Origin of the sequence: Kitasatospora sp. NPDC058046, from assembly GCF_042885595.1 — a bacterium.
Classification (GTDB): domain Bacteria; phylum Actinomycetota; class Actinomycetes; order Streptomycetales; family Streptomycetaceae; genus Kitasatospora.
On the sequence record NZ_JBHVRS010000015.1, the window covers coordinates 66330 to 86595 of the forward strand.

The 20266-nt window shown below is 72.7% G+C and carries 19 protein-coding genes; 13 read left to right on the forward strand and 6 right to left on the reverse strand.

Features of this window, described 5'->3' with window-relative positions; translation table 11 throughout:
• The first annotated feature begins 61 nt into the window (after nt 1–61).
• Nucleotides 62–883 carry an SAM-dependent methyltransferase gene (locus ACFVU7_RS27375; RefSeq protein ID WP_387973790.1) on the forward strand — a complete coding sequence of 274 codons (822 nt, stop codon included), beginning with the start codon at nt 62–64 and terminating at the stop codon, nt 881–883.
• A 142-nt stretch (nt 884–1025) separates the two neighbouring features.
• A complete protein-coding gene (locus ACFVU7_RS27380) occupies nt 1026–2660 on the forward strand; it encodes a purple acid phosphatase family protein (RefSeq protein ID WP_388047619.1) in 1635 nt (544 codons plus the stop codon).
• Between the two features lie 60 nt (nt 2661–2720).
• On the opposite strand, the gene ACFVU7_RS27385 is transcribed toward ACFVU7_RS27380, so the two are convergent.
• The 5 genes from ACFVU7_RS27385 to ACFVU7_RS27405 form a co-directional block, all read right to left on the reverse strand.
• A complete protein-coding gene (locus ACFVU7_RS27385; RefSeq protein WP_388047621.1) occupies nt 2721–4223 on the reverse strand; it encodes a cytochrome P450 in 1503 nt (500 codons plus the stop codon).
• Nucleotides 4224–4311: 88 nt separating this feature from the next.
• Complete coding sequence (locus ACFVU7_RS27390; protein ID WP_375877289.1) at nt 4312–4929, reverse strand: ATP/GTP-binding protein; 618 nt, start codon at nt 4927–4929, stop codon at nt 4312–4314.
• Nucleotides 4910–5272, reverse strand: coding sequence for a DUF742 domain-containing protein (locus tag ACFVU7_RS27395; protein WP_380670015.1), 363 nt, complete (start codon nt 5270–5272; stop codon nt 4910–4912). Before ACFVU7_RS27395 ends, ACFVU7_RS27390 begins: the two co-directional genes overlap by 20 nt.
• A 78-nt stretch (nt 5273–5350) precedes the next feature.
• Nucleotides 5351–5737 (reverse strand): roadblock/LC7 domain-containing protein, encoded by a 387-nt coding sequence (locus ACFVU7_RS27400; protein ID WP_181970384.1) that lies wholly within the window; start codon nt 5735–5737, stop codon nt 5351–5353.
• Between the two features lie 17 nt (nt 5738–5754).
• A complete protein-coding gene (locus ACFVU7_RS27405) occupies nt 5755–7494 on the reverse strand; it encodes an ATP-binding protein (protein WP_388047624.1) in 1740 nt (579 codons plus the stop codon).
• Between the two features lie 413 nt (nt 7495–7907).
• Between ACFVU7_RS27405 and ACFVU7_RS27410 the strand changes: the two genes are divergently transcribed.
• From ACFVU7_RS27410 to ACFVU7_RS27460, 11 genes are all read left to right on the forward strand, one after another.
• Nucleotides 7908–8600 (forward strand): Crp/Fnr family transcriptional regulator, encoded by a 693-nt coding sequence (locus ACFVU7_RS27410; protein ID WP_241852933.1) that lies wholly within the window; start codon nt 7908–7910, stop codon nt 8598–8600.
• Nucleotides 8601–8744: 144 nt separating this feature from the next.
• Nucleotides 8745–9710: a hypothetical protein gene (locus ACFVU7_RS27415; RefSeq protein WP_388047627.1), complete on the forward strand. Its 966-nt coding sequence runs from the start codon at nt 8745–8747 to the stop codon at nt 9708–9710.
• Nucleotides 9707–11983 (forward strand): hypothetical protein, encoded by a 2277-nt coding sequence (locus ACFVU7_RS27420; RefSeq protein ID WP_388047630.1) that lies wholly within the window; start codon nt 9707–9709, stop codon nt 11981–11983. The genes ACFVU7_RS27415 and ACFVU7_RS27420 overlap by 4 nt, the downstream gene beginning before the upstream one ends.
• Complete coding sequence (locus ACFVU7_RS27425; RefSeq protein WP_388047632.1) at nt 11967–12929, forward strand: hypothetical protein; 963 nt, start codon at nt 11967–11969, stop codon at nt 12927–12929. Before ACFVU7_RS27420 ends, ACFVU7_RS27425 begins: the two co-directional genes overlap by 17 nt.
• Before the next feature lie 155 nt (nt 12930–13084).
• Complete coding sequence (locus tag ACFVU7_RS27430) at nt 13085–13540, forward strand: Pycsar system effector family protein (protein ID WP_388047635.1); 456 nt, start codon at nt 13085–13087, stop codon at nt 13538–13540.
• Nucleotides 13541–13669: 129 nt separating this feature from the next.
• Entirely contained in the window at nt 13670–14605 is a 936-nt protein-coding gene (locus tag ACFVU7_RS27435; RefSeq protein ID WP_079272263.1) for a class I SAM-dependent methyltransferase, read from the forward strand.
• On the forward strand, nt 14589–15164 hold the full coding sequence (locus ACFVU7_RS27440) for a GNAT family N-acetyltransferase (protein WP_388047637.1): 576 nt from the start codon (nt 14589–14591) through the stop codon (nt 15162–15164). The genes ACFVU7_RS27435 and ACFVU7_RS27440 overlap by 17 nt, the downstream gene beginning before the upstream one ends.
• 38 nt (nt 15165–15202) lie before the next feature.
• Nucleotides 15203–15448 carry a hypothetical protein gene (locus ACFVU7_RS27445; RefSeq protein WP_388047639.1) on the forward strand — a complete coding sequence of 82 codons (246 nt, stop codon included), beginning with the start codon at nt 15203–15205 and terminating at the stop codon, nt 15446–15448.
• Between the two features lie 205 nt (nt 15449–15653).
• Nucleotides 15654–16664, forward strand: coding sequence for a quinone oxidoreductase (locus ACFVU7_RS27450; protein WP_375877297.1), 1011 nt, complete (start codon nt 15654–15656; stop codon nt 16662–16664).
• A gap of 192 nt (nt 16665–16856) precedes the next feature.
• Nucleotides 16857–18305: a WGR domain-containing protein gene (locus ACFVU7_RS27455; RefSeq protein WP_241852931.1), complete on the forward strand. Its 1449-nt coding sequence runs from the start codon at nt 16857–16859 to the stop codon at nt 18303–18305.
• A gap of 175 nt (nt 18306–18480) precedes the next feature.
• Nucleotides 18481–19050, forward strand: coding sequence for a Uma2 family endonuclease (locus tag ACFVU7_RS27460; protein ID WP_079272261.1), 570 nt, complete (start codon nt 18481–18483; stop codon nt 19048–19050).
• Between the two features lie 89 nt (nt 19051–19139).
• Here ACFVU7_RS27460 and ACFVU7_RS27465 read toward each other — a convergent pair whose 3' ends face one another.
• Complete coding sequence (locus ACFVU7_RS27465; protein WP_388047641.1) at nt 19140–20174, reverse strand: LLM class flavin-dependent oxidoreductase; 1035 nt, start codon at nt 20172–20174, stop codon at nt 19140–19142.
• Nucleotides 20175–20266: the final 92 nt, after the last annotated feature.

The window sequence follows — 20266 nt, forward strand, 5'->3', positions numbered from 1 at the left end:
CGGGCTCGACGGCTGCGGCTCGGACGACTGCGCGCCGGGGGGCCGCGTGTCGGAGAGCTGGCTGACCGAGGCCGGGTTCGAGGAGCCGCCGCCGGTGGACCTGCGCACCGACCGGGCGCACTCCGCCAGGGTCTACGACTACCTGCTCGGCGGCAAGACCAACTTCCCCGCCGACCGCGAGGTCGGCGACCGCGTCCTCGCCGAACTGCCCGGCGTGCGCGAGGACGCCACCGCCGCCCGCGCCGTGATGCGGCGGATGGTCCGCCGGCTCGCCGGGGTGCACGGCGTCCGCCAGTTCCTGGACGTGGGCACCGGCATCCCCACCACGCCCAACCTGCACGAGATCGTCCAGGCCGTCGACCCGGCCTGCCGCGTGGTCTACGTCGACAACGACCCGATCGTGCTCGCCCACTCGCGGGCCCTGCTCACCAGCACCCCCGAGGGCCGTACCGCCTACGTCCAGGGGGACCTGCGCGAGCCGGAGCAGTTCCTCGCCGACCCGGGGGTGGCCGCCACCCTGGACCTCCGCGAGCCGGTCGCCCTGACGCTCATCAACATCGTCCACTTCCTCTCCGACGAGGTCGCGCACCCGCCCGTCCGCAAGCTCCTGGACGCCCTGCCGGCCGGCAGCTTCCTCGCCCTCTCGGCCGGGACCGCCGACATCGCGCCGGAGCGCGCCGGGATCGCCACCCGCCGCTACGCGGAGGCCGGGATCGACCTCCACCTCCGCTCGCGCGAGCGCGTCGAACGCTTCTTCAGCGGGCTGGAACTGGACGACCCGGGCGTCGTCCTGGTCGACCGCTGGCACCCGGAGCCCGCCGGGGGCCCGGCGCCGGGCGAGGGGAAGGTCGGGGTGTACGGGGGAGTCGGCCGCAAGGCGTAGGCGCCCAGCCCTGCGAACGGGCCCTGCGAACGAGGCCTGAGAACGAAGCGTGCGAACGGAAGCTGCGAAAACGATCGTCTTTACGTGCACATGTCATTAAAGTGACTGCCTGTCGAACCCCCACTCGGCAGGCGGAGTCCTCATGACCATTGCACGCAGGTCCATCCTCAAGGGCACCTCGGCGGCCGGAGCCGCCCTGGTGGCCGCGGCCTCGACGGCGGCCGCGCAACCCGCGGCCGCCCAGCCGGCCGACGACGCGCCCACCAGCCCGCTCTTGCAGACCACCCCGCACCGCTCCGGAACGGCCGCGGTGTCCGGGCTGCACCTCCAGTTCGGCACCGACGCCGGCACGGAGATGACCGTCTCCTGGCTCACCCCGCAGTCCGTGCGCCGCCCGCAGGTGCGGTACGGCTCACCGGACGGCGGCCTCGGCCGGGTCGTCCAGGCCGAGACCCGCACCTACCGGGACTCGATCGACAAGGTCGAGGTGTACGTCCACCACGCGCGGCTCACCGGCCTGCGCCCGGGCACCACCTACCTCTACAGCGCCGGCCACGACGGGGCCACCCCCGAGACCGGCACCTTCACCACCGCCCCGCGCGGCCGGGCCCCGTTCACCTTCACCAGCTTCGGCGACCAGGCCGCGCCCAACCTCCGCCGCCGGATCACCTTCCCCGACGGCATGCCCTCCCCGCTCGGCAAGTACCCGGTGTTCATGAGCAGCCAGGTCGGCACCGCGGCCTCCGCCGACATCGTCGCCGCGGTCGAACGCGTCGGCCCGCTGTTCAACCTCATCAACGGCGACCTCTGCTACTCCTCCTACGCCGGCCGCCACGGCCAGAGCCGCACCGCGACCTGGGCCGACTGGTTCATCAGCAACAGCCGCTCCACCCGGCTGCGGCCCTGGATGCCCTGCGTCGGCAACCACGAGAACGAGGGCGGCAACGGCCCGATCGGCGCGCTCGGCTACCAGGCGTACTTCTCCCTCCCCGACTCCTCGGCCTCCTCCGACGAGGAGACCCGGGGCCTGTGGTACGCCTTCACCGTCGGCTCGGTGCGCTTCATCAGCCTCGCCAACGACGACGAGGCCATCCAGAACTCCGGCGACGTCTACCTGCGCGGCTTCTCCGGCGGAGCCCAACGGCGCTGGCTGGAGCGGGAGTTGCGGACGACGCGGAACAACCGGGCGATCGACTGGATCGTGGTCTGCATGCACCACCCGATGATCTCCAGCTCGAAGCACGGCTCCGGCAGCGACCTCGGCCTGCGCGAGACCTGGGGCCCGCTGTTCGACGCCTACGGGGTCGACCTGGTGGTGTGCGGCCACGAGCACTACTACGAGCGCTCCCACCCCGTCCGCGGCACCCTGCCCAACGACGCCCGCACCCCGGTGCCGACCAGCACCCGCACCGACATGGTCGACACCGGGCGGGGCACCGTCCACATGGTCATCGGCGCCGGCGGCAACGCCGCCACCACCCAGGACGACCTCTTCGAGCAGCCCAAGGGCCGGGTGGTCATCGGGCTGGAGGACCCGAAGCCGGGCGCGCCCTACCGGGAGTCGGTCTGGCTCACCGAGGACGCGCCCTGGGCCGCCGTCCAGGACCGCGAACACGCCCACGGCTTCGCGGCCTTCGAGGTCGACCCGGGCGACCGGCGCGGCGGCACCACCACCATGAAGGTCACCTACTACACCTTCGACGGACCGCACGGGGACCTCACCCCGGTGGACACCTTCACCCTGTACCGGCGCCGGACGGACGGGCGCGACGGCTGACCGCCTCCGCCACCGCCACTGACCGACACCGGCGCCGGTGTCGGTCAGTGGCGGTGCCGGTCAGCGCCGGAACAGGCCGGTGAGCACGTCCCACCAGCCGCGGCGCTGCGCCGGGATCGTCGGGGCCGCCGGGACGCCCCGCTCCGGCGCCGCCTTCGCCTGTTCCGCCCCTGCCTCCACCCCTGCCTCCGCCTCCGCCTTCGCGTCGGCCTCCGCCAGCTCCGCCTCCGCCACCGAGAGCGGGTCCGGCTCGATGTCGCGGGCGGTGAACTCCACCGGCAGCGCCGTCAGGTGCCGGGAGATCCAGGCCGAGCTCCAGACCAGCTCCTCCTCGGGCACCGCGAGCCGGACGTCCGGCAGCAGGGTGAGCAGGATGTCGATCCCGGCCTCGGCGACGTGCCGCCCGATGTCCTGGCCGGGGCACTCGTGCGGCCCGGCGCCGAAGGACAGGTGGGAGCGGTTGCCGTACAGCGGGGCCGCCAGGTCGGGGCGGACCACCGGGTCGACGTTGGCCGCCGCGAGCCCGAGCAGCAGCAGGTCCCCGGCCCGGATCTGCTGGCCGCCCAGCTCGGTGTCGGCGGTCGCCCAGCGGCCGGCCACCAGGGACATCGGCGGGGAGTCCCAGAGCACCTGGTCCAGCGCCTCGCCCAGGGTCATCTGGCCGCCGGAGAGGTGGGCGCGGAAGCGCGGGTCGGTGAGCACCATCTTCAGCGAGTCGGCGATCAGGTTGACGGTGGTCTCGTTCGCGGCGAGCAGCACCACCCGCAGGTGCTCCATCACCTCGTCCTCGGTCAGCCCGGCCGGGTGCGCCAGCAGACGGCTGGTCAGGTCGTCGCCGGGGTGCTCGCGCTTGAGGGCGATGGTCCGGCGCAGACCGGCGACCACGTACTCGTTGCTGGCGATCGCCGTCTCGGTGCCCTTCATCAGGTCCCGGGCGGCGGTCACCAGCTGCGGCCCGTACTCGTCCGGCATGCCGAGGAGCTTGGTCATCACCAGCATGGGCAGGTGCTCGGCGAACTGGGAGATCAGCTCGGCCTGGCCGGTCGGCCCGACCACCTGGACCAGGTCGGTGGTGAAGCGGCGGACGTGGCGGCGGATGCCGCGCCGGTCGAAGCCGTTCAGGCCGTCCAGCAGGGCCCCGCGCAGCCGGCGGTGCTCGTCGCCGTCGGCGAACACGCAGATCGGCTGCCAGGCGACCACCGGCAGCAGCGGGGAGTCGGGCGGGACCTCGTTGTTGCGGAAGGCGTTCCACAGGCGCGAGTCCCGGGAGAACAGCGTGGGGGTGCGCATCACGGTGATGTTGGTGCCGTGGCCGAGCACCAGCCAGGCCGGGTGGTCGCCGTGCAGCAGCACCGGGGCGACCTCGCCGTGCTCGGCGCGCAGCTTGTCGTACAGGACCGTCGGGTCGGCCTCGGCCTCCGGGCCGTACAGGCGGCGCAGGCCGCCGGGGCCGGTCGGGGCGATGCCGCCGCCCGCGTGGGCCGGGCAGCCGGGCGGCGGGGCGGTGGCCGGCGCGGAGCCGACGGATTCGGGGCCGGCGGGTTCGGGGATCGGGGTGGTCACGGGGTCTCCGGTCGCGGGTGGGGTTCGGTGACGAGCGGACGGGCTCGGGCGGACGGTGGGTGGCCGGCGAGCGGGCATGGGTGCCTGCTCAGCCGGTGGCCGGGACGGCCAGCTCGTACAGGTAGTGCATCAGGGTCATCAGGGTGTCCCGGCTGGACTCCCGGCTGCGCGCGTCGCAGCTGACGATCGGCACCTCGGACGGCAGGTCCAGCGCGCTCCGCAGCTCGTCGAGCGGAACGGCCGGGGCCTCCGGGAAGCTGTTGACGGCCACCACGAAGGGCACACCGCGCTCCTCCAGCCGCCCGATCACCTCGAAGCTGACCTCCAGCCGCCGGGTGTCCACCAGGACCACCGCGCCCAGGGCGCCCTCGAACAGGCCGTTCCAGAGGAACCAGAACCGCTCCTGGCCGGGGGTGCCGAAGACGTACAGCACGAGCCGGTCGCTGATGCTGATCCGGCCGAAGTCCATGGCGACCGTGGTGGAGGTCTTCTGCTCGACGCCGGTCGGGTCGTCCACCCCGACCCCGGCCTGGGTCATCGTCTCCTCGGTGGTCAGCGGGCGGATCTCGCTGACCGCGCTGACCAGCGTCGTCTTGCCGACGCCGAAGCCGCCGACCACCACCACCTTGACCGCCGTGGTGACGGAGTCCGGCAGCAGGTCCGCCCCGGCCGGCCCGACCACCGTGTCAGAGCCGCTGAAGTCCATGGATCACCGCCTCCAACAGGGCACGGTCGGGGAGTTCCGCCGCGGGCACGGCGGCGCTGCGGGCCTCGATCAGCCCGTCGTCGAGCAGGTCCGCCAGCAGCACGATGACCACGCTGACGGGGAGCTCCAGGTAGGCGGAGACCTCCGCGACCGAGAGCGGGGAGCGGCACAGCCGCAGGATCGCGGCGTGCTCCGGCTGGTGGGCGGGGGTCGGCTCCGCGCGGGAGACGATCAGGGTGACCAGGTCGAAGACCCCCGGCCCCGACGGGCCGCTGCGGCCCCGGGTGATGACGTACAGCCGGTCGGGCTCGGGGCCGTCCCAGCCGCCCTGCGCGGCCGTCATGCCACCGCCTCACTGTGCTCGTTCATGTGCCCGTCCCGCCGCCGGAGCTCGGCGCGGCAGGGCGGGACGGGTGGCGGTTCACGCGACCGCCTCGGGGTTGCGCGGCGGCGTGGACAGGTGCTCGCCGATCCGGGCGACCAGGTCGCGCATCTGGTGGCTCACCAGCCCGGCGTCCACGCCCTCGTCGGCGAGCACCGCGAGGTAGGCGCGGTCACCGGCGGCCATCAGGTAGAAGTAGCCGCCGTCCACCTCGATCACCACCAGCCGCATCGAGCCGTCGCCGTGCGGGAACTCGTGGCCGATCGCGCCGGCCAGGCTCTGCAGCCCGGCACAGGCGGCGGCGAGGCGGTCGGCGGTGTCCGGGTCGGTGCCGTACTGGGCGATCCGCAGGCCGTCGGCGGACAGCACGATGACGTGGCGCACGCACGGGACGCTGTGCGCGAGGTCGTTGAGGATCCAGTCCATGTTGCTGCGGTGCGGAATCACTGCTCGCCTTTCCCTGCCGTCTCTTCACTGGTGTGTGCGGCGCTGGTGCGTCCGGCACCCGACTGCCCGGCGTCCGTCTGCCCGGTGGCCGTTCGTCCGGCACCGGTCTGTTCGGCGTCCGTGGCGCGCCCGGCGCCCGCCGGACCGGACGGGCTCGGCCCGGTCCCCTTGATGCCGTCCATGAACGCCTCCAGCCACAGGCCCGGCTGCTTCGGCTCCTTGGCGGGGCGCGACGCCTGGGCCGGCGGGCCGGCCAGCGGACCGGGCGGCTGCGCCGTCGGCCCGCCGGGCTGCGCGGTGCCGCGCTGGGCGGGGCGCGCGGCCCCGCCGAAGCCGCCCCGGGGCATCATCGGACGGCTCCGCCGGCGCTGCGGCAGGCCGTTGGGCGTCCACTCGGTCACGATCACCTCGTCGTCCCCGGCGCCCGGGCCGGAGGGCCCCCACGGGTTGGTCGAGCCGTAGGACGGCCCGACGCCGGCCGAGGTCGTCCGGGTGCCCCAGGGGCGGCCCGCGGCCGCGTGCCGGGGCGGGTTCGCGGGCAGCGGGCGGGGGCCGGAGAAGGCGCCGATGCCGTGCGCCCGCCCGGTCGGCGGCGCGGTGGTGAGCAGCTCCTGCGGCACGACCAGCACCGCCCGAACGCCGCCGTACGCGGAGCGGCGCAGCGAGATCTGGAAGCCGTACGCCTGGCACAGCCGGCCGACGATGGCGAAGCCCAGCCGGGGGGACTCGGTGAGGTCGTCGAAGTCCTTGGAGACCATCGCCTCGCGGATCGAGCGCTCGGCGCGGAACCGGGCCTCGTCGGTGAGGCCGAGGCCGCCGTCCTCGATCTCGATCGCCATCCCGCTCTGCACCTCGGAGGCGCTCAGGTGCACGTGGGTGTGCGGCGGGGAGTAGCGGGTGGCGTTGTCGAGCAGCTCGGCGACGGCGTGGATCAGCGGCTCGACGGCCGGCCCGGTGACGGAGATCTGGGCCACCGGGTGCAGGTCCACCCGCTGGTACTCCAGGATCCGGGACATGCCGCCGCGCAGCACGCTGTAGAGCGCGATCGGACGGGTCCACTGGCGGCCGGGGCGGGCACCGGACAGGACGGCGATGCTGTCGGCCAGGCGGCCGCTCAGCGCGTTGCCGTGGTCCAGGCGCAGCAGGTCGTCGAAGACCGCCGGGTCGTTGCCGTGCCGGTCCTCCATCTCCCGCAGGTCCTTGGCCTGCCGGTGGATGATCGCCTGGACCCGGCGGGCGATGTTGACGAAGGCCCGCTCGGCCGAGTCGCGCCGGCTGACCTCGTCGTCGACGGCCTTGGCGACGGCCTCGGTGACGGCCACCAGGGAGCGGCGGAACCGTGGCGAGACGGGCGCCTCGCTCTCCTCGAACGGGCGGGTCAGGACGTCGAAGGAGTACCCGTACCGGGCCCCGGCGACCACCCTGCGCATCTCCACCCGGGCGAGCCGGTCCAGCTCGTCCTCCTGCCCGGCCAACCTGCGTTGCCACTCCTCCACCTGCCGGGCGTGCAGGTCACGGGACTCGCTCAGGGCCCGCCCCCGGCGGGCCGACTCGGCGGCCACCACGGCCACCAGCACGGTGCCCGTCGCCCCGCACCACAGCACCCCGGCCCGGGCCCCGGCGGACACCGCCACCGCGGCGACCGCCACGGCCGCCGCCATCACGGCCGTCGGCAACAACCAGCCGAGCAGGGGTGCTCGGCGCCGTCTGGCGGGTGACGATCCAGCTCGAAGCATTCAGCATCCTCAAACGATCGGAACAGTACGGACAAAAGCGGGGGGAGCGGCTCCGGAGGCGTGGTGGTGCAGCATAGCCAAGTTCAGGACATCCTGACCGAAAGTCAAAAATACCGTCCCGCAACCGACTTGTGGCAATCTGCCGGACAGTCCCGACATTTCGCACGCCAGTCGCAACCGGAGCGGCCACCGCCCACCCACCAGGCTTCTCGTCGCGCCGCCCGCGCGCCGCCGACCCGCGCCGGATTCGCTCATGCGAAGGGTTTCCGCGCCAAGTCCCCGCGTCTCGCGCCGAGTTCGTGCTAAGCGCGGTGACTCCGGTCAACCGGAGGCGCGGCAATCACCCGGAAGGGGAGCCGCGGCCGGGCCCGATTCGGCTGCGTCCGGTGCGCCGCCCCTCCTAGGGTCGTCGCATGAACGATCACGACAGCCGCACACCGGCCGCGCTGGGCCGGACCCTGCGCCACCTCATGGGCGACGCGGTGTGGGCGGGCATGCTGGAGGAGGCCTTCGAACGCCGGCACCCGATCGGCGCCACCCTGCTGCGCCAGGGCGAACCGGGCACCCACGTCCTCGCCCTGCGGACCGGAGTGGCCAAGGTCAGCCGACGGGAACGCAACGGGGACGTCCGGCTGCTGGCCTTCCGCGGCCCGGGCGAACTCCTCGGCGAGGTGGCCGTTCTGGACGACGGCGTCCGCTCCGCGAGCGTCCAGGCGATCTCGGACTGCACGGTCGCGGTCCTCACCAAGGAGGCCTTCCTGCGCTTCGTCGCCGAGCGGGGGTTGTTCCCCGTGATGGTCCGCTACGCCATGGGCCGGCTGCGGGAATCCGATCTGGCCCGGATCGGCGGCGACGTCGTCCCCCGGCTGGCGGCCGCCCTGGTCGCGCTGGCCGACCTCTCCACGGGCCTCGCGCAGACGCCCGGCCGCCGGATCGAACTCGCCCTGACCCGGGACGAACTGGCCCAGCACCTCGGCGTCTCCCGGAACACCGTCACCGCGGGCCTCACCGCCCTGGCCGCCCACCGCGTCGAGGCCGGCCGCAAGTCCATCGCCCTCGACGACCTCCCCGCACTCCGGCGAGCGGCTGACGTTCCGCGCGACTGACGCTCCGTCCCAGCACTCCTTGACCCGCGCGGCCTCGGATGTGACATCCGTCACTCGCGTACCGCACCGAGCGAGCACACCGCGCGACGCCGGATCGCGAAGCTTGGTGGCGCAAGGTCAGCACGGAACAACAAGGAGCAGAGAATGACGGAGTTCGACCAGCCGATGCCCGAGGCCAGCGCCCTGCCGTACAGCCGCAGCCGGCACCTCCCGCCATACCGGGGCATTGTCGCCGTCGACGCCAAGGACTTCACCGGGTACCCGGCGATCGAGCACGGCACCATCAGCGCGAACGTGCCGCAGCTGCTCCGACTCTCCTTCGAGCGGGCCGGACTGGGCGAGGTCTGGAAGGACCGGCGCTTCCCCAACTCGACCGGCGACGGGTACGTATTCGGCTTCGACCCGGCCTGGATGCCCTTCCTGATCCACCCCTGGCTGAACACCCTCCAGGAGGTGCTCACCGAGTTCAACGTGCACTCGGTCGGGACGGTGCGCATCCGGCTGCGGGTCAGCCTCAACATCGGCCCGCTCCCGGACGACGGCGGCGAGTTCGACGGCAACGGCACCCCGCGCAACGACACCCACCGGCTGCTCGACTCCCGTCCGGTGAAGGCCATGCTGGCCGCCTCCAACGCGAGCATCACCCAGGTCGCCGCCATCCTGTCCGACCGCTGCTACCAGGACGCGGTGGCCGGCGGATACACCGGGCGCCACCCCGACCACTTCATCGAGGTGCCGGCCACCGTCGAGGGCAAGCGCTTCGACCAGCGGGCGTGGCTGTACGTGCCCACGCCGTCCGGGAACCTGTACGACCGCAGGATCCTCGGCGACGCGGTGGTGGAGGAGCAGGAAGGACGGGAGGAGAAGGAGGGACGGGCGAAGCGGGCGGCGGACGGAAGCGGGGAGCAGCGCCGCGCGCCGCGCACGGCGGTGAACCAGCGGGGCAACGGCAGCAACCTGAACGCCGGCACGGTGCACGGCAGCCAGACCGTCACCAACGTGCGCGGTGACTCCTACGGTGGCGACCGCGTGGAGGGGCACAAGGTGGGGACGGTCAACGGCAACCTGGGCGACATCGTCCACGGCGACAAGAACGAGCACCGCCGGTGAACCCCGACGAGCGCCCGGCCATCGAGGGGCCGTCCGGCGGGGGTCGTGTGCCGCCGCCGGACGGGGCCGGCGCAGGAGGCTCGGACGGGCCCGGCTCCGGGAAATCGGGCAGAGCCGACGATCCGGCCCTCGACTTCGACTTCGTCGACTTCGAGGAACTCGACGCCGAGTTCGCCAATCGAGCAGGTACCCGGCCCGGATCCGCGCGGCGGTCGAACTTCATTTACGCACCGGGTGGAAACATCAACACCGGCTCCGTGCACGGGGACCAGCGAGTGGAGAACGGCGCGGCCGGGGCCGCCCCGGTCGGGGGCGAGCAGGTGGAGGCACAGGACGGCCCCATCTCCACGGTGGAGGTCATGGCCGCCCGAACCGGATTCGCGGAGCCGGACTGCTTCCCCGAGGCGCTGCGTACGCTCGGCACCCGCCTGCTCTTCCTCGCCGGTGAACCCGGCACCGGGCGCCGAACCACCGCCCTCAATCTTCTGGTCGAGAGCAGTGGGAACAGCATGGCCCTGCGCGCGCTCGACAGCGACTCGGATCTGTCGTCCTGGCAGCCGACGCACGCCGAGGCGCGCGGCTACCTGGTACACGGCCTGTCGCCCACGGTCCGGTTGGGACCGGCCTCGATCGCCAAGCTGCGCCAGAGGCTGGAGGACGCCAAGGCCTTCATGGTGGTCATGCTGCCGGACAACGCCGACCGGCTGCGCGGCGTGGCCCGCGATCTGGAGCACAGCCCGGTGCGCTACACGCCTCCGTTGCCACGCGCGGTCTTTGACGCGCGCCTGGAGGCAGTGGTGTCCCACAGGGGGCGACGACAGGCACTGCTGGACCGCTTGGCAGAGGACCTGGACGACCTGCTGGCGCCCGAGCTGGTGCCGGCCCAGGTCGCTGAACTCGTCGACGAGGTGAGCCGAACCGGAGACGACGGCCCCGATCCGGCTGACCTCGGCCAACGGCTCAGCTTCCTCGCGGAGACGGAGGTCCCCGACCTCCTGAAAGAGCTTCGCGAGGACCCGGATGCCCTGGCGTTCCTACTTGTGACAAGCGTCCTGGAGGGGCTCGACCACCGGATCGTCCGGGAGGAGACCGACCGGTTGCTCGCACTGGCCGACGGTCGGCTTGACGCCGTTGTGCGGGTCGGCGCGGACCGGGAGGGCGAGCAGAGACGGGTCGTGCGCCACGAGGATCCGCAACCGAATCCGAGGTTTGTCTTCCGGCGCTCGTTGGACGAGCTGCTGGCGACCATCCGTGCCGAGTGTTCGCCGAGTGAGCGTCGGGAGATCTCGGGCTACGCCTACACGGTGGAGCCGGTGCGTTTCAAGCGGCACCGGCAGGCGGAGACGGTATTGCGGTACGTGTGGCGGCAGTACGCCGAGGTGTCGGGACTGCTGACCGAGTGGATCGACAAGGTTCCCGGTACCGAGCGTGACCTGGCTGAGCCCATGGGCCGTGTGGTGGGTCTGGCCACAACATGGAGTGGTGGCCGCAGGGCGCTGAGCCACATCCATGACCTGGCCAGATCCGACCGCGCGCAGAGCCGTAGCACGGCCGCATATGCCCTGGGCATCGCGGCGCAAGACCCGATGCTCGCAGGCGAGGTGAAGCACCGCCTTGGTCGTTGGAGCATCAGCGGCGGTTGGAGGCTTCGGTCAACCGTGGCTGATGCCTGCGGCCGGGACTTCGGTGCATCCCGGCCGGAACTCGCGCTCTCCCTGCTCCGGGGCTGCTATCGAGGCGAGGAAGAAGACGAGGACACGGTCGCCGGGGCGGTGCGCTGGTCGCTGGTGAGCCTCTTCGCGGGCGGGAACCAGTCGGTTGTCTTCCGGCAGCTCATGGAATGGGCCGGCAAACCGGGTCGTGACGCGGAGCTCGCGCACATGGCCTTTCCCGGACTGCTGTGGGACTTGTCCTGGTTCAGGCAACAGCTCAGCCCTGAGGGTGAGTTCGTCGAGCCTGTGATCGCCTTCATCCGAAGGTCACTCAATGACGAGAGGCTTTTCGCTGACACGAGCAACATGCTGATTGGCTGGTGCCACGAGGCGATCTGGGACGAGCCGCTTCGCGTCGCCGTCGAAACGCTGCTCATAGCGCTCTCATGGGAGATGCGCCCGGGTGAGTTGGGGCTATTCGTCGAGATCGACAGCAGCGACAACCTTGACCTGGTCGGGCGTGTCATCGCCCGTCGCACGCTGGAGGCCTGGCGGCGCGGCGAGCCGCAGCCGTATCGTTCCGCCCCTGCTTTCGGAGGATCCGATGACCGTCGAAGCTGACTTGCCCATCTACACCCAGGCCACCCGCGCCCCCTGGCGGGAGATCCTCCGGTACCGCTGGTCCGGACGGCGTGACCGTGCCCTGGTCCTGGTGGACCGGGCCGGGATGCACCACCAACTGATGGCGAGCCGTCCGAGACCGGATGGCATGGGGGAGGACGGCGGAGCCGCGGCGCGGCTGGGGCTCCGCGGCTTCGACCGGGCGTACCTGGTCGAGCTCGATGAGCGTTCGGGCCTCCGCGGGGTCGGCCTCCCCACTCCGTACGGCACGGAATCGGTGGAGGTCCACGTCCTGTGGTGGGTCCACGATGCCGCACAGGTCGTGCGTACCAGGACCAGTCGGGGTTGGCTGCCGGTCCGTAAGGACCTCGACGGACGGTTGCACCAGCTCAGGGAGCGGTTCGTCACCGCGCAAACCAGCCTGGGCCCTGATCAACTGATGCAGTACCTCGCGGCGCCGTACGTTTTGCCCCACTTCGGTCTCAGCTACCGGGTCACGGGTGTTTCCGAGCGCGAGCACGGAAACGAACTGCGGCTCGGGGCGCCGGATGCGACGGATATGCCGTTCGACTGGATGGCGAAGAACCAGGAGGAGTACGCCTTCTGCCGACGGTCCGTCCAGGACGGACCGGTTGCCCTCGCCGGGCTCTGGCTCGCCAGGAAACCCGACGAGGTGCGCGACGTCCTGGACTGGGTGGTCAACCACGCCGACCTGCTCCGAGGCGAGACCACCTGGGAAGACCGGATGGCGCTCATGCTGGGCAAGTTGACGGAGCAGGAGCAGGAGGAGATCTCCAAGGTGCTGCGCGACCGCCTGGTCGCCCTCGGGCGGCAGGTCCCCGGGCCCGCCTCGCAGTCCCCACAGTCCTCAGGGCCGGACTTCGTCAAGCTCCACTCGAACGTCAACGGTTGGTCCGGCGGTGTGCCGAACGGGAGCCCGCGGTGACCGGGGCGGCGCGTGTGCGGATACGTGTGCGCCGGCAGCCGTCGCGGCGGCGCACGGTCGCCGGGCCGCGCGGGCGCTCCAGGGGCAGGAGCCGCCGGCCGACCGCGCCGACGGCGGCGTCCAGCCCGCCCTCGGTGTCGGCGATGGAGCGCCTGATGGCGGCCAACAGCGCGGAACTCGTCCGGGCCGACACCAAGGCCGCCGTGTTCCTGGCGTTCACCGGTGCGGTGCTCGCCACGTTCATCCCCTTGGGCGGCGGTACCGGCGCCGGCTCCCTGGCCTGGCTGGTCCCGTTCCTGCGGTGGAGCGCCACGGCCAGCGCCCTGCTGGCCGTCGGCTGCTTCGCCTCCGCGCTGGTGCCGCGCCACCGCAAGGGGCGGCGGGGTGGTGCGGACGGTCCGGGGTACTTCGAGCACATCGCGCCGGGGGCGGGCCCCGAGCGGCTGCGCCGTGCCTTCGAGCGGGCCGGGCACGACCCGGCGGGGCCGCTGTTGTCGGCGCTGGCCGGTACCAGTGCGATCATCCGCGCGAAGTACCGCTGGATCGAGGCCGGCACCGCCCTGCTCCTGCTGACGCTTCCGCAGTTCGCGCTCACCCTCCGGCCGCTGTGACAGCGGGCGGCTGACGGGCCCCGGCCGCACCCCGGCCGGGGCCGGTGGCGCGACCGGAGGCAACAGATGTTGCGCCACCAGGCAATAGCTGTTGACGACCTCCGCCGAAGCTCCGTACAGTGCCGGGCCATGGAGACAGGTGATCTAGGTCGGCGGGTGGCGGAGGACGTGGCCGGTGGCGGCGGCGTGGAGGGGCTGCGGCGGTTGTCGGGGGTGATCGAGGCGCTGGAGGGGCGGCGGACGGAGCTGGTGGAGGAGCTGCGGCGCGGGCGGGAGGCGACCTGGGAGGAGATCGGGCGGGCCTGCGGGATGACGCGGCAGGGGGCGACCAGGCGGTGGGCCGGCAGGCTGCGGGCGCGGTCGTTCGGCGTGGCGGCGGACGCGTACCAGCACGGTCGGCCGGGCTACCCCCGGGCGCTGGTCGGCTCGGCGGTGCCCCGGGAGGCCCGTCGGGTGCTCGACCTGGGCGCCGGGACGGGCAAGTTGACCGGGCTGCTGGTCGAGGCGGGCCTGGACGTGGTGGCGGTCGAGCCCGACGAGGGGATGCGGGCCCGGCTGGCCGCAGCCGTGCCGAAGGCGGCCGTCCGGGCGGGCTCGGCCGAGCGCATCCCGCTGCCGGACGGCAGCGTGGACGCGGTGGTGGTGGCCCAGGCCTGGCACTGGTTCGACCAGGCGGCCGCCGTGCCGGAGATCGCCCGGGTGCTCGCCCCCGGCGGGACGCTCGCGCTGGTGTGGAACGTCCGGGACGAGTCCGAGCCGTGGGCGGCCGCCCTGGGCGTGCTGATGCACCGTTCGGCGCCGCAGCGGATCGACACCCGGCCGGCCCTCCCGGCGCCGTTCGGAGCGCCCGAGCGGCTGGAGATCCGCTGGGAGCACGTCACCACCCGGGCCGGGATCGTCGACATGGTCGCCTCGCGCAGCTACGTGATCGCGCTGCCCGAGGACGAGCGGGTCCGCCTGCTGGCCGACGTCGAGCAGCTGCTCGCCACCCACCCGGACCTGGCCGGCCGCGAGGAGATCGCCCTCCCGTACGTGACGAGGTGCACCCGTGTCCGCCTCGGCTGACCTGATCACCCTCCGCCCGTTGGGTGTCGCCGACGCCGAACCGTACCGGCGCTTCCGGCTGGCCGCGCTGCGCGAGACACCGAGCGCCTTCACCTCCAGCCACACCGAGGAGGCCGGCAAGCCCCTGGCCGCGACGCTGCGCCGCCTCGCCGAGGCCCAGGACGGGCCGGGCACCCTGATCGGCGCCTTCGACAACACCGCTGCCGCACGCGGCAGAGGCGCGTTGGTCGGCACCGCCGGCCTGAAGGTGCCCAGCCGCAGTCAGGAACGGCACAAGGCCACCCTCTACGGCATGGCGGTGGCCCGCGACGCCGCCGGCCGGGGCATCGGCCGCGCCCTGGTGCGCGAGGTGCTGCGCACGGCGGCCCGGGACGGGCGGCTGCGGCAGGTCCTGCTGACCGTCTCGGAGGGCAACGAACCGGCCCTGCGGCTCTACACCTCCTGCGGCTTCGAGGTGTGGGGCCGGGAGCCGCAGGCCGTCCTGGTCGCCGGCCGGCCCGTCGCGAAGCTCCACATGGTGTGCCTGCTGGACGGGGAACGGGCGGCGGCCGGGCGCTGACACCGGGTCGGTCGGTCCCGACCGCCAGGATCCCGCCCATGGATCCCACCACCGCCCTCGCCGGCCAGGACGCTCACCCCTGGGCCGCCGTGCCGTACCTGGCCCGGATCGCCGCCGCCTGGGCGGTCGGCCGGACGCGGGAGGGCGGGGCGGTGCGGGCCCAACTGCTCGACCTGGCCGGTGACCACGAGGCCGCAGTCACGCACTGTCGCGCGGCCGCGGAGCAGACCACCAGCCACTCCGAGCGGGAACACCTCCTTCGACAGGCCCACCGAACCTCCTGAGCCGGCACGCTGAACGATGCTCGGCCGCAGCCGCAGCCGCAGCCGCAGCCGCAGCCGCAGCCGCGGGCTCCAGGGCAGTTGCCGCGGTACGGCCGGCTTCATGCCGCTGACCTGGACGTGACGGCTACGGCACCTCACCGCGAGCGGAAATAAGATCGCCACGAGTGGAGTTCGGTGAGGGAAGTCTGCCGTTTCAGGAGGGGTCATGCGAGCGATTCAGATGTCCGAAGTGGGCGGTCCCGAGGTGCTGCGACTGGTCGATATCGATCAACCGACGCCGGGCCCGGGCCAAGCGGTCGTGGAGGTCGCCGCATCCGGGGTCAACTTCCTCGACGTCTACCACCGCGAAGGCCGGTACAGCGTCCCGCTGCCCTTCACCCCGGGCGCCGAGGGCGCCGGAACGGTCGTCGAAGTCGGACCCGGCGTCGCTGACGTCGCAGTCGGGGACCGGGTCGGTTGGGTGGAGATTCCCGGCGCGTACGCCGAGCGGGCCGTCGTGGACTCCTCCCGGCTGGTGCCGCTGCCCGACGACATCGGCTTCGAGACAGCCGCCGCGGTGCTCCTCCAAGGCATGACCGCGCACTATCTCGTCAAGGACGCCTACCCGGTTCAGGGGGGCGACACGGTGCTCGTGCATGCGGCTGCCGGTGGCATGGGGCTGCTTCTGACCCAGCTCATCACCCATCTCGGCGGCAGGGTGATCGGCACGACGTCGACCACGGCGAAGGCCGAGCTGGCGAAGCGTGCCGGGGCCGCCGAGGTGATCCTCTCCTCCGCAGTCGACGATCTCGCAGCCGAGGTGAGGCGGCTCAACGGCGGTCAGGGACTGCCGGTTGTCTTCGACGGCGTCGGCGCGCACACCTTCGATGCGAGCCTCGCCAGCCTGCGGACCCGCGGCCATCTCGTGCTCTTCGGCGCGGCAAGTGGTGCCGTGCCGCCGTTCGATCCGATTCGGCTCGCCCACGGCGGTTCGCTGACCCTGATCCGGCCCAGCCTCGGGCACTACATCGCCGATCGGTCCGAACTGCTCCGACGGGCCGCCGATGTGTTCGAGTGGGTGCGCTCCAAGGCGCTTGAGGTCACCGTGACGGGCCGTTACGCACTGTCCGAGGCCGCCCAGGCCCACAGCGATCTGGAGGCTCGGCGTACCACCGGCAAGCTGCTCGTCGTACCCGATGCGGCCGCTGTCGGACGCCGCGAGGAGACGCAGAGCTGATCGCGGGTGACGAGGTCGGGGATCTTGGAGGCTGCGCCCTCCTGGTTGACCCGGGCTGACCTCACGGGTCCCGCCCGTGACCGGAGCCGATTGTCAGTGCCCGGTCGTAGCTTGTGGGGTGTCGGCGGGCGGGTCCCGCCGGCCCCCGTTTCCCTTGCCCGAAATCTCCGTCGCCCGAAAGGGGACCGCGCCGTGTCCGTCGCCGTGGAAGAGCAGGTCACGTACCTCGAACTGTCCGAGGACGAGGGGAGTGCGCACAAGTTCTACGAGGTGCGGCTCGTCGGCCAGGTGGTGACGGTACGGTACGGGCGGATCGGCGAGCCCGGGCAGAGCAAGGCGACGACGTACCCGAGCCCGGAGAAGGCGGCCTCGGCGGCGGCGAAGAAGATCGGCGAGAAGGTCCGCAAGGGCTACGCCCCGGCCGTCCGGGGCGTGCGCCAGCGCCGGGAGGTGACCAGGCGGCAGATCGTCAGCAGCCGCTCGACCGCCCGCCAGGCGCCGCTGCTGTGGCGCTTCCGCTCCGGCTCGCCCGCCTTCGGGATCTTCGTCGGCGAGGAGCACGCCTGGGTCGGCAACGAGCGTGGCGACGTCTACACCCTCACCCACGACGGCGAGGTGACGGCCCGCTACGGCCTGCCGGACGGCGTGAAGTGCATCGTCGCGGACGACTGGTGGATCTACGCCGGCTGCGACGACGGCAAGGTGTACGACCTGGGCGGCAAGATCCCGCGGGTGGCGTACGAGATAGCCCAGGACGTGGACATCTTCTGGCTCGACATCCACGACGGCGTGCTGGGCGTCGCCGACGAGCGCGGCGGGCTGACCACGGTGGACCACGAGGACGAGTTCCAGTGGCGCCGTCAGGCCGACGGCCGGTCCGGCTGGATGGTGCGCTGCGACGCCGACGGCGTCTACCACGGCCACTCGCGCGGGGTCGCCCGCTACGACAACCGCAGCGGCGACCAGCGCTGGTACACCCCCACCCGGGGCGGGGTGCTGTTCGGCTGGCAGGAGGCCGACGAGGTGTTCGCCGGCACCGGGCAGGGCTGGGTGCACCGGCTGCGCAAGTCGGACGGCGCCGAGGTGGCCGCCTACCGCTGCGACGCCGGCGTGTTCTCCTGCGCGGCCTCCCCGGACGGCGAGTACGTCTTCGCGGGGGACAACCACTCCTCGGTGTACTGCTTCGCCGCCGACGGCACGCGGCTGTGGAAGCTCGCCACCGGCTGCGGCTCGGCGTACAGCATGCAGTACCGGGAGGGGCGGCTCTACCTGGTGACGACGGACGGCTCGCTGGCCTGCCTGGACGCCGGCGAGCAGGCGGTGCGGGCGGCCGAGGACGGCACGCTGCCGAAGACCGCCGAGGTCAAGGGCGCGGGCTGGGAGCCGGTGCGGGCCGGCGCCGGGCTGGAGACGGTCGCGGTGGCCACCGCCCGGACCGGCGGCGAGGTCGAGGTCGAGTGCGTCCAGGACGGCACCCGGCTGCGCGTGCGGGTGCTCTCGCAGGGCTACGACCCGTCCTGGCGGGTGCAGTTCCCCAAGGACATCCGCATCCCCGGCGCCCGCTACCTGGTCGCCGAGGTCCGGGAGTCCGCCTCGGGCGGTTTCTACCGGGCACGCGGCGAGATCAAGCGCCTGCTCTGACCGGCGACTTGATGCCTGGTGACGGTGATCCGGCTCGGGGCGGCGGCTTCCCGAGGTTGTCCGGTTTTGGCGGGTAGGTCTGGTGGCGCGTGCATATGCGGCGGTGTTACCCCGGTAGTCTTTCCGCCGGGCAGCCCCTGAGCGTTGAGACCAGCGCCGGACAGGAGAGCACTACGTGAGCACAGCGCACATCGGCCCGGGCGACTACAGCCACGTGCCGAACCCGGAGCAAGCCCTCAAGTATGCGATTCAGCACATCGCGGGTGAACGCGTTGAGATCGTTGAGGGAGTCATCACCCCCGTGTCGCCGTCCTGGGAGCATGAGAACACCGTCGATCTGATCCGCTTGCAGATCGGACCCCGCCAGCGCGAACTCGGATTGCGTTCAGGCTCGGGCAACCTCGACCTGCCCGGTACCGAGAACTACTACATCCCGGACCTGGCCCTTGTGCCGGTGAAACTGGCGGTGAACAACCCCGGTGCGTTGCTTCCCGATCAGACCGTCCTCGTGGTCGAGGTCACGTCCCCGTCGAACGCCGACACCGACCGGACGGTGAAGCGCCGCCGCTACGCCCAGTTCGGTGCGCCGCTCTACCTCCTGGTGGACCGGCAGGAGCGGGCGTGCACGCTGTTCTCCCAGCCGGGTGCGCTCGGTTACACCAGGGTGGAGGGGCCGCACCCGTTCGGGGTGCCGGTGCGGCTGCCCGAGCCGTTCGAACTGGACGTGGACACCAGCGAGTTCTGAGCCGTCGGCGGTTCACGAGGTGGCCGTAGCCGCCGGCCGTGTCGAGGGTGTCGACGTCCATGGTGCTCCCCCGGGAGTCGTGCGGTCGGTCAGTCCTGGCCGGGGGTCCAGCCGAGGGCGGGGCCGAGGCGGGTCGCCAGGTCGGTGAGGATCTGCGTGTAGTCCTCGTGCTCGAAGGTGAACGGCAGGGCGAAGGCGACCTCGTCGACCTCGCGGTAGCCGGCGTGGGCGTGCAGCCGCTCGACGAGTTCCTCGGACGTGCCGACCAGGTCGGGGGCGAACAGCAGCCGGGCCGGGCCCTGCGGGGCGAGGGTGCGCGGGGCGCGGGCGAGGGCGTAGGCCTGGTACTTGGCGCGCTGCTCGGGGGTGGCGCTGTCGGTGGGGATGACCACCAGGCCCTGGGAGACCCGGGCGCGGTCGCCGTCGGGGTGGCGCTCGCGGAAGGCGCGGATCTGGGCGGCCTGGATGGCGGCGAAGTCGAGCGGCTCCGCGTCGTCGCCCTCCGCCTTCACGACGCTGCTGGTGAGCAGGTTGATGCCCTGTTCGCCGGCCCAGCGGGCCGAGCGCAGGCTGCCGGCGCCGTACCAGAGCCGGGAGGCCAGCCCGGGGGAGTGCGGCTGGACGCGGCGGGAGTACACCTCGATGCCCTCGGTGCCGGCGAAGTCGGAGGCGTCCTCGCCGCGGACCAGGGCGAGCAGCCGCTCGGCGCGCCGAGGGCTGAAGTCCTCCTGGTCGCCGGTGTCGGGGTAGAGCGCGTCGCGCAGGTGCGCGTAGTGGGTGGGCGGGCCGACGCTGAAGCCGGGATTGAGCCGCCCGCCGGAGAGCACGTCCACGGTGGCCAGGTCCTCGGCGAGCCGCAGCGGGTTCTCCCAGCCGAGCGGGGTGACGGCGGTGCCGAGCTGGATGCGGCTGGTGCGCTGGGTGGCGGCGGCGAGCACGGCGACCGGGGAGGAGATGCCGTACTGGAGGTGGCGGTGGCGCAGCCAGGCGCTGTCGAAGCCGAGCCGCTCGCCGAGGGTGATGAGGTCGAGGGTGGACTCGTGGCCGCGGCGCGGGTCCGCCTCGTCGAAGAGCCCGATGGTCAGGAAGCCGAGTTTCCGCAGCGGTCGGGGGTTCGGCGACATGGTGGGCTCCGCGGGGTGAGGGGCGGCCCGGGGCGGGCCGGTCGGGTGGTGCGTTTCGAACGTACGCAGCCGCCGCGCCGCCCGACAAGATC